General features: G+C 65.4%; 8 protein-coding genes. 3 read left to right on the forward strand and 5 right to left on the reverse strand.

The window, feature by feature from the left end:
* The first annotated feature begins 29 nt into the window (after positions 1–29).
* Both QA649_RS28410 and QA649_RS28415 read left to right on the forward strand, forming a co-directional pair.
* Complete coding sequence (locus tag QA649_RS28410; RefSeq protein ID WP_283020087.1) at positions 30–1,307, forward strand: beta-ketoacyl-ACP synthase; 1,278 nt, start codon at positions 30–32, stop codon at positions 1,305–1,307.
* A gap of 8 nt (positions 1,308–1,315) precedes the next feature.
* A complete protein-coding gene (locus tag QA649_RS28415; RefSeq protein ID WP_283020088.1) occupies positions 1,316–2,248 on the forward strand; it encodes a lipid A biosynthesis lauroyl acyltransferase in 933 nt (310 codons plus the stop codon).
* Positions 2,249–2,374: 126 nt separating this feature from the next.
* Here QA649_RS28415 and QA649_RS28420 read toward each other — a convergent pair whose 3' ends face one another.
* On the reverse strand, positions 2,375–4,105 hold the full coding sequence (locus tag QA649_RS28420) for a winged helix-turn-helix domain-containing protein (RefSeq protein ID WP_283020089.1): 1,731 nt from the start codon (positions 4,103–4,105) through the stop codon (positions 2,375–2,377).
* A gap of 184 nt (positions 4,106–4,289) precedes the next feature.
* Between QA649_RS28420 and QA649_RS28425 the strand changes: the two genes are divergently transcribed.
* Positions 4,290–9,017, forward strand: coding sequence for an autotransporter domain-containing protein (locus tag QA649_RS28425; RefSeq protein ID WP_283020090.1), 4,728 nt, complete (start codon positions 4,290–4,292; stop codon positions 9,015–9,017).
* Between the two features lie 179 nt (positions 9,018–9,196).
* Here QA649_RS28425 and QA649_RS28430 read toward each other — a convergent pair whose 3' ends face one another.
* The 4 genes from QA649_RS28430 to QA649_RS28445 form a co-directional block, all read right to left on the reverse strand.
* The gene (locus tag QA649_RS28430) at positions 9,197–10,306 is read right to left on the reverse strand and encodes a polyamine ABC transporter substrate-binding protein (RefSeq protein WP_283020091.1); all 1,110 of its coding nucleotides are present in this window, start codon (positions 10,304–10,306) and stop codon (positions 9,197–9,199) included.
* Positions 10,307–10,312: 6 nt separating this feature from the next.
* On the reverse strand, positions 10,313–11,491 hold the full coding sequence (locus QA649_RS28435; RefSeq protein WP_283026120.1) for an aminotransferase: 1,179 nt from the start codon (positions 11,489–11,491) through the stop codon (positions 10,313–10,315).
* A gap of 21 nt (positions 11,492–11,512) precedes the next feature.
* Complete coding sequence (locus QA649_RS28440) at positions 11,513–11,839, reverse strand: rhodanese-like domain-containing protein (protein WP_283020093.1); 327 nt, start codon at positions 11,837–11,839, stop codon at positions 11,513–11,515.
* Between the two features lie 159 nt (positions 11,840–11,998).
* A complete protein-coding gene (locus QA649_RS28445; RefSeq protein ID WP_283020094.1) occupies positions 11,999–13,927 on the reverse strand; it encodes a potassium transporter Kup in 1,929 nt (642 codons plus the stop codon).
* Between the last annotated feature and the right edge of the window lie 54 nt (positions 13,928–13,981).

Below are 13,981 nucleotides of genomic sequence, written 5' to 3' on the forward strand. Positions count from 1 at the left end.
GAATGCTCTAGCTCTATCGGGGGATCGACATGACTGCACCACGCGACAAATTCGGGCGTCCCGTCGTCGTCGTCACCGGCATGGGCATCATGACCTCGCTCGGCGCCGGCAAGGCCGACAATTGGGCCAAGCTCGTGGCCGGCGAATCCGGCATCCGCACCATCACGCGCTTTCCGGTCGAGGGCCTGAAGACCACGATGGCCGGCACCGTCGATTTCGTCAGCGTCGATCCGTTCTCCTCCACGGCCCTGTCCGAACGGATGGCCGAGCTCGTGACGCAGGAAGCGCTGGAGCAGGCCGGCATCGGCGCCAAGGCGGATTTCCCGGGTCCCCTTTTCCTTGCAGTTGCGCCGGTCGAGGTCGAATGGCCGCAACGTCGCGAACTCGGTCGCGACGTCGGCCAGCTCGACATCACCTACGACGATTTGCTGCGCATTTCCGGCGGCGGCAAGTACAGCGCCTACCATCATCGCTTCATGTTCGGCTCGGTCGCCGCCCATCTCGCCGAGACCTTCGGCACCAAGGGCTCGCCGATCTCGCTGTCGACGGCCTGCGCCTCCGGCGCGACCTCGATCCAGCTCGGCGTCGAGGCGATCCGCCGCGGCGAGACCGACGCGGCGCTGTGCGTCGCGACCGACGGCACGGTGAATCCGGAAGCGCTGGTGCGTTTCTCGCTGCTCTCGGCGCTGTCGACCCAGAACGATCCGCCGCAGGCGGCCTCCCGCCCCTTCTCCAAGAACCGCGACGGCTTCGTCATGGCCGAGGGCGCTGGCGCGCTCGTGCTGGAGAGCTATGAAGCCGCCACCGCGCGCGGTGCAAAAATCCTCGGCGTGATCGCCGGCTGCGGCGAGCTCACCGATTCCTTCCACCGCACCCGCTCGTCTCCTGATGGGAAGCCGATCATCGGCTGCATGAACAAGACGCTGGCCGATGCCGGCATGGAGCCGGGCCAGATCGACCATATCAACGCCCACGGCACCGCGACGCCCGAGAACGACAAGATGGAGTTCAATACGACATCGGCCGTGTTCGGCGAGCTCGCGCAGAAGATTCCGGTCACCTCCAACAAGTCGATGGTCGGCCACACCATCTCGGCCGCAGGCGCAGTGGAGGCGATCTTCTCGCTGCTCACGCTCGAGCACCAGCGCATCCCGCCGACGATCAACTACGAGACCCCGGATCCCACGATCCTGTTCGACGTCGTCGGCAACAAGGCGCGCGATGCCCGCGTCACCGCGGTGATGTCGAACTCGTTCGGCTTCGGCGGCCAGAACGCCTCGCTGATCCTGACCCGCGAACCGGCCTGACCGGACGCATGGCGCTGATTTCTATCAGCACGAAGATTCGCGCGCGGAATGCAGCCAAATCGATCAGCGGAGCCCTGATCGGCGCCGCCACGGTCGGCATGCTGCGCACCACGCGCTATTTCGATCCGGTCAAGACCTCGGACTTCTTCGCACGCGTCGTCAAAACGATCGGCCCGCGCCTGCGCGAGCACCGCATCGGCCGCGCCAATCTCATCGCGGCCTTTCCGGAGAAATCGCCCGAAGAGATCGAAAACATCCTGATGGGTGTGTGGGACAATCTCGGCCGCGTCGGCGCCGAGTTCGCCCATATGGACCACGTCTGGGACTACGACCGCGAGCATCCGGAAAAGAGCCGGATCGAACTTTCGGCGCGCTGCATCGAGCTGTTCGACCAGATCCGCGACGACGGCAAGCCGGCGCTGATCTTTGCAGCCCATCTGGCGAATTGGGAATTGCCGGCGCTCGCCGCCGTCTCGCACGGGCTGGACGCCGCGATCCTCTACCGTCGGCCCAACATCGCCTCCGCCGACCGCATCATCCAGGAGATGCGCCAAGTCAACATGGGCACGCTGATCCCCGCGGGGCGCGAGGCGCCGCTGCGGCTCGCGCAGGCGCTGAAGGACGGCAAGCACGTTGCGATGCTGATCGACCAGTATCTGACCGGCGGCGTCGAGGTCACCTTCTTCGGCCGCAAGACCCGCGCCAATCCGATGCTGGCGCGCCTGCTCCGCCAGGTCGAGTGCCCGATCCACGGTGTCCGCATCATCCGCCTGCCCGGCGGCCGCTTCCGCGGCGAGCTGACGGAAGAAGTCCAGCCGGTGCGCGACGCCGAGGGCAGGATCGACATCCAGGGCACGACGCAGGCGATCACCAGCGTGGTGGAAAGCTGGGTGCGCGAGCATCCCGAGCAGTGGCTGTGGCTGCACAGAAGGTGGCGGTAGGCGCGCGGCCATTGTCGTCATTCCGGGGCGATGCGAAAGCATCGAACCCCGGTGCGCCTTTGCGCATCTGAGAATCTCGAAATTCCGGGTCTGGTGCTGCGCACCATCCCGGAATGACGGAGAACTTCACTGCTCCGGCAATCCCGCGTCGACCTCGGCCTGAACCACGCGCTCCCAGGCGGCGAGACACACCGGGCTTGCGTTCTTCATCGGCGGCGAGACGTTGAGTTTCGTCGTGCCGGGCCGCAGTTTCAGTCCCTCCGACATCGCCGCGCTCGCCTCCTCGCGCCGCCCCGTTCTCTGGTAGGCGGCGGCGAGCAGAAAGTGCGAGCGGCCGGTCCCCGGCGTGATGGCGATCGAGCGCTGCAGCCACGGCAAGGCCTCCTCATAGCGCTCCATCAGGACATAGGTCATGCCGGCGCCGAGCAGCCAGGTCCAGCGCGAGGCCGGCGGCGTGTCGTAACGATCGGCCTGCTGGAATGTCGTGAGCGCGTCGTCGAAGCGGCCGAGATAGACCTGCCCGAGACCGATCAGGTAGAGCGCGGACCCGTTCCACGGATCGAAGCTCAAGGCCTTGGCGCAGGTGACGAGACTTTCCACGAAATGGTTGGTGGCGCTGAGGAAGCGGCAAGTGGCCTCCAGCACCGGAATGGAATTCGGCTTCGACCGTAACGCCTGCTCGAGGGTCGCATTGGCTTTTGCCTCGACCGCAACAGCCTCCTCCGGGCTGAACCAGACCATCTGGATGCCGCGCATCTGCAGCGAGGCGAGCGCGACCGCGATGTCGAGATTATCAGGGTCGTCGCTGAGCGCCTTTTGCAGCATCGCCTGCGCCGCGCCAAAACGCTCGCGCGTGGTCTGGTTGATCGAGGCGAGCGCCTGCTCGACGGCGACCTTGTCGCCGCCGGCCGACGCCCCGGCTGCCTGGACGCGCGGCACACGCGACTCCAGAATCTCGTTGAGACGGCGCGCAAGCCCATGACCGACGCCGGCGACGAGCCGGGACTGCGCGAGCTGCGCGTCGACCTCATCCGCAGCAACGGACGCTGTGACGACCGACTGCACCTCGCCGGTCGGGGCCTTGATGATCCGCGCGCGCAACGTCCAGGACTGGTCGCGACGCTCCAGTTCGCCGCGCAGCTCGTAATCGGATGATGCGGCGGATGCAGCAGTGCTGTCGCCGCCCTTGGCCGCCATGCGTGGCGCAACCACGCTGATGTTCTGGATCTTGGCAAAACCATCGGTGAGGCGGGCGGTGACGTCGGCGGCCATTGCCGCGCCGCGCGCGTCCTTGCTGTCGTCAACGATCGGCATCACCGCGAGCCGCGGCGGCGTTCGCTTGAACAGGATGTCCGGCTTCAGCACGGGCGCGGCAACCGCAAGCCCCATGATGATCACACAGAGCCCGGCCACGGCGGCAATCGTGGCCTGCCGGCTCAAGCCGAACATGGCACGCTGTGGTCTTGCGGTGGCGACCTCGGCCGGCGGCAGGGGCGCGACCTCGTCGCCCGGGTCCGGCCGGGTCTCCTCGGCCTGCACCGGGCCGGATTCGGGCGCTGCCAAGACCTCCGTCGCCAGCAGATAGCCGCCGCCGGAGGCGAGCTTGATCAGCTGCCGCCGCTCGTCGCCGAGCGCGGTGCGCAGCTCCCGGATGCACTGGAACAGGCTGTCCTCGCCGACATGGACGTTCGGCCAGACCGCCTCCATCAGCTCCTGCTTGCTCAGCACCCGGCCGCCGCTGGCGACGAACAACCTGAGCATCTCGAAAGTCTTGGGTCGGAGCTTGATCGGAGTGCCGTCGGCCCCGCGTAGCTCGGCGTGCTGCTGGTCCAGCTCGAAGCCGGCGAAACGAAGCAAATGATCCCCCAAAGCAACTCTCCCAGCCGGCTCCTATAGCGGAAGTCTGCCGAAAATGCCCCAAAATCGGGTCTGAAACCGAAATATCAGAAAGCTTCAGAAATGAGCCAACCCCTTATCAGGACACCTCTCCCGCCCAATGCGATGAATCCGGTCGAGGACTCGCGAGTGCATGGGGGACGTGGTGAGGACGGGGAAAGATTGTTTCAAGGCGACCCGCCGGCTGCGGGCTGCGCTGCTGACGTCGTCGGCGCTGGCCCTGGCCTGGATGCTGCCGGCCGCGCCTTCGCGCGCCGCGTCGGATGGCACCTGGCTCACCTCTCCCGGCAGCAACGACTATGGCACCGGCTCAAACTGGGACGGCGGCTTCGTCCCGGCGGGCACGGCCACCTTCGGCGCCTCTGATACCACCAGCCTGGTGATTTCGAGCGCCAGCGTCGGCGGCTGGACCTTCAATGCCGGCGCCTCGAACTACACCTTTAACGTCAGCAACTCGCTGAACTTCACGGGCGCCGGTATCACCATCAACGGCGGCAGCGCCACCATCACGAACAACTCCTCGCTGGCTTTCCAGAACACCAGCACGGCCGGCGGGGCGACAATCAACAACAACAGCTCCCTTCTTCAATTCGGCGACAGCAGCACGGCCGGCAACGCAACCATTACAAACAACAACGGCAGCACGACGATCTTTTACGGCAACAGCACCGCGGGCAACGCAGCCATCACCAACACCAACCTCCTCTTTTTCTATGACTACAGCACCGCCGGCAGCGCCACCATCACCAACAATGGCGGCATCACCTTCCAGGACTACAGCACGGCCGGCACCGCAACCATCACCGTCAATGGTAGCGTCACCTTTCAGGACAACAGCACGGCCGGCGCTGCGGCGATCGTCAACAATGCCAACGCCTTGGTCGACTTCAGCCAGACCGCGGGCCTCAACGGCGACAACAAGATCAGCGCCGGCTCGATCGCGGGCGCGGGCTTGTACCTGCTCGGCGCCAATGAGCTGACCGTCGGCTCCAACAATTCCTCGACCGAGGTGAGCGGCGTCGTCGCCGGCACCGGCGGCTCGCTGGTCAAGATCGGCACCGGCACGCTGACGCTGTCGGGAGCGAACACCTACACCGGCGGCACCACGATCAATGGCGGCACGTTACAGCTCGGCACGGCCGCCGGTACCGGCACCATTCTGGGGACCGTCAATGTTGGCGCCGGCGCCACGCTCAACGTCGTCAACGCCGACACCAGCGGCATCACCGGCATCTCCAGCGAAGGGGCCGTGATCTTCCGCAACACAAGCAGCGCCGGCAGCGCCACGATCACCAGCACGGGACACGGCACCATCGACTTCTACGACCAGAGCACGGCCGGAAGCGCCACGATCATCAACAATGCCGATACTCCCACCTACGCCGTCACTTTCCACAACACGAGCTCGGCCGGAACCGCAAACCTCAGCAACAACATCTACGGCACGTTCTATTTCCGCGACGCCAGCACGGCAGCGGGCGCAACCATCAATAACGCCAACAACAGAACGACGGCGTTCTACGACAACAGCACGGCCGGCCACGCGACCATCAACAACGACGGCCTGACATACTTCTACGGCACGAGCTCGGCCGGCAGTGCCACCATCGCCAATTCCAGCACCGGCCAGGTCATCTTCCAGGACTCGAGCACGGCCGCAAACGCCATCATCGGCGGCGGCAGCAACTACACTTTCATAGGTTTTTACAATACGAGCTCGGCCGGCAGCGCCACCATCACGGCCAACGGCCAATTGTCTTTCCGCGACAACACTACGGCTGGCAGCGCGACCATCACCGTCAACAACTTGGGCTACGCGTATTTCCTCAACACCAGCACAGCCGGCACCGCAACCATCAACAACGACGGATCGCTTTCTTTCGGCGGTTCGAGCACCGCCGCCAATGCGGTCATCACCAGCAGCAACAGAATCGACTTTCGTCAAAACAGCACGGCCGGAAGCGCTGCCATCACCAACAATGGCGGCTTGAACTTCGGAAACTCGAGCACTGCGGCCAGCGCAACCATCACCAACAACTTTGCGGCGTCGTTCAACGGCGCCAGCACGGCCGGCAGCGCAACCATCAACAACACCTACAATCTGTCATTCACCGAAACCAGCACCGCCGGCAACGCCGTCATCACCAACAATGCCGGTGGCCCCATCAACCCCAACGGAATGACCTGGTTCCGGGACAATGCCACCGCCGGCAATGCGCAGTTGATCAACAACGGGGCCAACACCTTCTTCGATTTCTCCGGCAGCTCCGGCCCGAACGGCGACAACAAGCTCAGCGCCGGCTCGATCGCCGGCGACGGCACCTTCTATCTCGGCGCCATCGAGCTGACCGTTGGCAGCAACAATCTGTCGACCACCGTGAGCGGCGTGATCGCCGACGGCGGCTACAGCGGCGCCACGGGCGGCTCGCTGGTGAAGACCGGCACCGGCACGCTGACGCTCACGGGCACCAACACCTATACCGGCGGCACTACTTTCGCCGGTGGCACCGTCAGCGTCGCGTCCGACGACAATCTGGGCGACCTCGCGGGCAGCCTGACCTTCAAGGGCGGTACCTTGCAGATCACCGGAACGACGTTCAACGCAACCACGCGCAGCATCATTTGGGGGGCCAACGGCGGCACATTCGATATTGCGGCGCCAGCCAACAACTTCGTCGTCAGCCAGAATCTGAGCGGCGGCGCGCTGACCAAGTCCGGCGCCGGCACGCTGACCTTGACCGGCGCGGACACATTTTCCAGCGTGACGATCTCCGCCGGAACGCTGGCATTCCTCGATACCACGGCCGGTAACACGACCATCACCAACAACGCGCAATTGGCGTTCTACGGCAACTCCAACGCCGGCAACGCGATCATCCTCAACAGCGGCAACGTACTGTTCGACGGCAATTCGACGCCCGACAACGCGCAGCTCATCAACACCGCGTCCACCGCCGTGTTCGACTTCTTCACTCCTGGCCCGAGCGGCGACGGTAAGCTTACCGCTGCCTCGATCGCCGGCAGCGGCCGCTTCGACCTCAACGGCATAGAGCTGACGGTCGGCAGCAACAATCTGTCGACCGATGTCACCGGCGTGCTCACCGGCAACGGGAGCGTCACCGGAACATCGCTGATCAAGGTCGGCACCGGCACGCTGACGCTCTCGGGCATCAACCTCTATACCGGCGCAACAATCGTCGACGGCGGCACGCTGGCGGTGAACGGCTCGATTGCGTCCTCCAGCAGCCTCACCGTGAACAGCGGCGCCACACTCGGCGGCACCGGCATCGTCGGCAACACGACGATCGCGAGCGGCGGCACGCTGGCGCCCGGCAATTCCGTGGGCACCCTCACCGTCAGCGGCAATCTCGCCTTCACCGCCGGCAGCTTCTACAGGGTCGAGGTCTCCGCGTCAGCCGCCGACCGCACCAACGTCTCGGGCACCGCGACGCTCACCGGCGCCACCGTGCAGGCCGTGGCGATCCCCGGCAGCTTCCGCAGCCAGACCTACACCATCCTCAACGCGACCGGCGGGCTCGGTGGCACCCAGTTCGCCGGGCTGAGCGTCTCCGGCAGCTTCAGCCCCACGCGCAATCCGCATCTCACCTACGACGCCAACAACGTCTACCTCGTGCTCGATCCTGGCGCGATCGTGCTGCCGGCGGGCACCGGCGCCAACCCGACCAATGTTGCCGACGCCATCAACAGAGCGGTCGCGGGCGGCGCGACACCGCCGGCCGGCTTCGATGCACTGCTCAACATGGGCAACCCGCAACTCAACCACGCGCTCGGCCAGGTCTCGGGCCAGCCCGGCGCCGCCGGCACGCAAGCCGCGTTCAACGCGACACAGCAGTTCGTCAACATGCTCGACCCGCTCAATGGCGGCTCGGACGGCGAGCGCGGCGGGGCCGGCGGCGATGGCGCGACGCTGGGATACGCCTCAACCGGCCCGCGCGACGCCAGGGTGCGCGAAGCCTATGCCGCGGTGACACCGCGCGAGGCCAGCGGCGATGTCATCGACCGCCGCTGGGGCGTGTGGGCCTCAGGCTATGGCGGCGCCAGCACGTTGAACGGCAACGCCGCGGCGGGTTCGAGCACCACCACCAGCCACATCTACGGCACCGTGGTTGGTGCCGACTATCGCGTCTCGCCGAATACGCTGGTCGGCTTCGCGCTCGGCGGCGCCGGCTATAATTTTTCGCTGTCCGACAGCCTCGGCAGCGGCCGCGCCGATCTGTTCCAGGCCGGCCTCTATGCCCGCCACAACTTTGGCCCGGCCTACATCTCCGCCGCCCTCGCCTATGGCTGGCAGGACGTCACCACCGACCGCACCGTGACGGTGTCGGGCACCGACAAGCTCACCGCGAACTTCAAGGCCAGCACGTTCTCCAGCCGCCTCGAAACCGGCTGGCGCTTCGCGCCCATCCCCGCCTCCAGCTTCGGCGTCACGCCTTACGCCGCGGTGCAGGCCACGACTTTCCATCTCCCAGGCTACGGCGAGACCGCGCTGGTCGGCAGCAACACGTTCGCGCTCTCTTACACAGCGCAAGACACCACCAATGTCCGCACCGAGCTCGGCGCCCGCACTGACCAACGTTTCCTGGTCAGCGACGGCGTGCTCACCTTGCGCGGCCGGCTCGCCTGGGCGCACGACACCAACACCAACCGCTTCGTCAACGCAGCCTTCCAGACGCTGCCGGGCGCAGCCTTCACCGTCAACGGCGCCCAGCCGGCGGCCGACTCCGCGCTTGTCGGCGGCCGTGCCGAGATGAAGTGGAGAAACGGTCTCACACTCGCCGGCACGGTCGAGGGCGAGTTCTCGCAGAGCACGCAGACTTACACCGGCAAAGGCACGGTGCGGTATGAGTGGTGAGAAGCACGACACCCGCGCGATGCTTCGCGTGGCGCGCAGTGTCTGGAGCTGATGGGCAGGATGTCATTCTGCCGGTGTTTTGCCCGACGTGTCAAATGACCGGCAACTCGCACGCCGCGGTTCTACTGTGCATGGGGTTGTTTTGCAGGTTTTGGATTCGGGGCTCGCTCCCGGACCAACTACCGCCCCGTCTTCACCTTGGTCCAGAGCCGGTTGATCACCCGCTGCGTCGCCGGTTCGCGCGCCGTGATGACGAACAGTTTTGCGAGCGTCGCCTCGTCCGGATAGATGTTCCTGTCGTTCAGGATTTTTGGATCGACCAGCTTCTGGCTGGCGAGGTTGCCATTGGCGTAGGACAGGAAGTCCGAGTTCTTGGCGGCGACGTCCGGACGGTAGAGATAGTTGATCAGCTCGTAGGCTTCCGCGACGTTCTTGGCATCCGCGGGGATCGCGAGATTGTCGAAGAACATCTGCGCGCCCTCCTTCGGGATGGTGTAGCCGATCTCGACACCGCTCTTGGCTTCGGCCGCACGCGCACGAGCCTGCATGATATCGCCGGACCAGCCGACCACGAAGCAGATCTCGCCGGTGGCGAGCGCGCTCAGATATTCGGAGGAGTGAAACTTGCGCACGGAGGGCCGGACCTTGGCGACGGCGTCGGCGGCCTTCTCGAGGTCCGCCTGCTTGGTCGAGTTCGGATCGAGCCCGAGCCAGCTCAGCGCCGCCGGGAAGATGTCGTCGGCGGAGTCGAGCATGTGGACGCCGCAGTCCTTGAATTTTGCCAGGTTCTCCGGTTTGAAGACGATGTCCCAGCTGTCGATCTTGGCGTCGGGTCCGAGGATCTGCTTCACCTTGGCGACGTTGTAGCCGATGCCCGTCGTGCCCCACATGTAGTTGGCGGCGTAGACGTTGCCGGGATCGTAGATGCCGAGGCGCTGCGTCACCACGGGCCAGGCATTGCCAAGGTTCGGCAGCTTCGACTTGTCGAGCTTCTGGAAGATGTTGGCCTTGATCTGGCGCTGCAGGAAATAGGCGGTGGGCACCACGACGTCGTAGCCGGACTTGCCGGCCATCAGGCGCGTCTCCAGCGTCTCGTTGGCATCGAAGGTGTCGTAGACCACCTTGATGCCGGTCTCCTTGGTGAAGGCCTCCAGAACATCCGGGGCCATGTAGTTGGACCAGTTGTAGAAGTTGACGACCCGCTCCTCGGCTCCTGCGGGGGCGGAGAGCAACGTCAGCGCGGCGATGGCAAGACCGAGACAAAACCCCGCGCGGCTGACGTTCGTCATCTCGGTCTACCTCTTGCGTCCACGCACCGCGTCCGACAGCCGCTCCAGTGCGGTGTCCAGCGTCTCGTCCTTCTTGGCGAAGCAGAAGCGCACCACCGAGGTGACCGGGTCCTGCTCGTAGAACGCCGAGACCGGGATCGCGGCGACCTTGTAGTCCTTCACGATGCGCCAGCAGAACTCGGTGTCGCTCTCGTTGAGCCCGAGCGGCGACAGGTCGACGGTGAGGAAGTAGGTGCCTTGCGACTTCAGCACGGGGAAGCCGAGGCTTTCGAGGCCCTTGGTCAGGCGGTCCCTGCTCCGCGTCAGGTCTTTCCGCATCGACAGGAAGTAGTCGTCGGACTTGCCGAGGCCGTAGGCCACGGCGGCCTGCAGGTTCGGCGCGGTGGTGAAGGTCAGGAACTGATGCACCTTGGCGGCGACGCGCAAGAGCTGTGGCGCGGCGCAGACGAAGCCGATCTTCCAGCCCGTCAGCGAGAAGATTTTCCCCGCCGAGCCGACCTTGATGGTGCGGTCGCGCATGCCGGGGATGGTGATCAGCGGGATGTGCTTGTGCTCGTCGAAGGTGACGTGCTCCCAGACCTCGTCGCAGATCGCGATGACGTCGAACTCCTGGCAGTAGCGCGCCAAGAGCTCGAGGTCCTCGCGCGGATAGACCACCGCGGACGGATTCAGGGGATTGTTGAAGAGCACCGCCTTGGTCTTTGAATTGAAGACGCTTTTCAGCATGTCCTCATTCAGGCGCCAGTGCGGCGGCTCGAGGCGGACGAGGCGCGGAATGCCGCCGGCCTGGCGGATGATCGGCAGATAGGAATCATAGACCGGCTGGAAGCAGACCACCTCGTCGCCGGGCTGCACCACCGCGAGGATCGCCGAGGTCAGCGCCTCGGTGCCGCCGGAGGTGACCATCACCTCGCTCATCGGATCGAGCTTGAGGCCGTGCCAGTGGCCGTAATGGGTCGCGATCGCCTGGCGCAGCTCCGGCAGGCCCATCATCGAGGGGTACTGGTTGTAGCCGTTCAGCGAGGCGTCGGCCGCGGCGCGGCGGATGTCCTCGGGGCCGGGATCGTCCGGAAAGCCCTGGCCGAGATTGATGGCATTGTTGTCGCGCGCGGCCTGCGACATCGCCTCGAAGATGGTGACAGGAAGGTCGGCGAAGACCTTGTTCAGGGACGAGCTCTTGGACATCTTGTTAGACATTGGGGCCGATCAGCCACCGACCTTGCTGGGAAGGCCCGCCGCCTTCCAGCCGAGCATGCCGCCGGCCAGATGCTTGTCGTAAGGCAGGCCCGCCGCCTGCGCCGCCAGCGAGGCCGTCACCGACCGCTTGCCCGAACGGCAGGCGAACACGACCTGCTTGCCCTGGGGATCGGGGATCGCCGTGGGGTCGAAGGTCGAGAGCGGAACCACGACGCCGTAAGGGTAAGCCTCGGCCTCGACCTCGTTCGGCTCACGGACGTCGACCAGAAGGTAGCGCCCTTCCGCAACACCCTTGGAGACCTCGTCCGGGGTCAGATCCTGTACCTGGTTTGCCACTTCATCCTCCAACGTCGCAAGGCGCTTGCCGGGGCGATCCCGGCGCGCGGCAACCTCGCCTCTCGGGAAACGAAAATCAAGCACCACAAAGGCTTGAGCCGCGCGGCGCAAGTTAAAGCTAAATCGCAGCGACTTGAAGTCCGCTTTGAATCCCCGGCCCTAGATCGTCACCTGGGTGCCGACCTCGACCACGCGGCCCGAGGGGATCTGGAAATAGTCGGTCGCATCGTTGGCGGAGCGGCTCAGCGAGATAAACAGCCGGTCCTGCCAGCGCGGCATGCCGGAATGGGCGGCGGGCTTCAGCGCCCGGCGCGACAGGAAGAACGAGGTCGACATGATGTCGAACTGCCAGCCGAGCTTGCGGGCGATTGCGAGGGCCTTCGGCACATTGGGCGATTCCATGAAGCCGAACTTCAGCGTCACCTTGGAGAAGGTCGGCGAGATCTGCTCCAGCCTCACCCGCTCGGCCGGGTCGATGCGCGGGGTCTGCGCGGTCTCGATGGTGAGAATGACGTTCTTCTCGTGCAGCACCTTGTAGTGTTTCAGACTATGCATCAACGCGGTCGGGGCGCTGAGCGGATCCGAGGTCAGGAACACGGCGGTACCGGGCACCCGCTGCGGCGGCCGCTTCTCCAGCATGGCGACGAGGTCGGCGAGCGGGAACTCGAGCTTGCGCGACTTCTCGAACAGCAGCCGGCTGCCGCGCCGCCACGTGTACATCAGGATGATCATGACCGCGCCGAGCGCCATCGGCACCCAGCCGCCCTCGAAGACCTTGAGCAGGTTGGCGGCCAGGAAGGTGAGATCGAGGAACATGAACGGCGCGATCACAGCGGCAGCTGCGATCGGCGACCACCGCCAGACCTTCCAGATCACGACAAAGCCCATCATGGCCGTGACCACCATGGTCCCGGTGACCGAGATGCCGTAGGCCGACGCCAACGCGCTGGAAGAACGGAACAAGAGCACCATCAGGATCACGGCAACCAGCAGGAGCTGGTTGATGCGCGGGATGAAGATCTGGCCGGAATGGGCTTCAGAGGTATGACGAATTTCAAATCGAGGCAGAAGGCCGAGCTGGATTGCCTGACGCGTCAGCGAATAGGCGCCGGTGATGACGGCCTGACTCGCGATGACGGCGGCCAAAGTCGCAAGCACGACCATGCTCCCGCGGACCCAGCCTTGCGGAAACAACTGGAAGAACGGGCTGACGATCGCCCCGGGGTCATCCAGGACGAGCGCCCCCTGCCCCAGATAATTCAGCGCCAGCGCCGGCAGCACGATGAACAGCCAGGCGGTTTGGATCGGCCGCTTGCCGAAATGACCGAGGTCGGCGTAAAGCGCCTCGGCGCCGGTGACCGCCAGGAACACCGCGCCCAGCGTGACGAAGCCGATGATGCCGTGGTGGAGCATGAAGGACACCGCGTAGAGCGGGTTCAGCGCGAACAGCACCTGCGGCTGCCGGATGATCGGAGCCACCGCCGCCACCGCGATCACCGCGAACCAGACGCACATCACCGGACCGAAGAACGCCGCGACGCGCGCTGTGCCGCGCGATTGTACGGCGAACAGGCACACCATGATCACCACGGTCAGCGGAACGATGTAAGGCTCGAACGTCAGCGTGATGTCCTTCATGCCTTCCAGGGCGCCCAGGACCGAGACCGCCGGCGTGATCACGGCATCGCCGTAGAACAGCGCGCCGGAGATGATGCCGAGCAGGACGATGGTGGCCCCGCCCGTGCCGACCGCGCGCTGGGCCAGTGCCATCAGCGCCAGGGTGCCGCCCTCGCCGTTGTTGTCGGCGCGGAGCAGGATCACGACGTATTTCAGCGTCACCACGACGATCAGCGCCCACAGGATCAGCGAGAGCACGCCAAGGACGGCCGCCGGCGTCGGCACTCCCTCCGCGCCCGAGGCCGCCATCACCGCCTCGCGGAACGCGTAAAGCGGGCTGGTGCCGATATCGCCATAGACGACGCCGATGCTGCCGAGCGTCAGCGCGCCGAAGCGGGCGGTGGTGTGGGCGTCGCCATGCCCATTGGCCGCCGCCGTTTCCGGGGCGGAAATCGCTACGTCACTTGTCATGGGAGAGCCTGGTGGCCTCTGAAATGCTTCACTGCACAATGGCGGAAGGGCGCG

It is taken from the genome of Bradyrhizobium sp. CB1717 (assembly GCF_029714325.1).
In the GTDB taxonomy this organism is placed as follows: Bacteria; Pseudomonadota; Alphaproteobacteria; order Rhizobiales; family Xanthobacteraceae; genus Bradyrhizobium.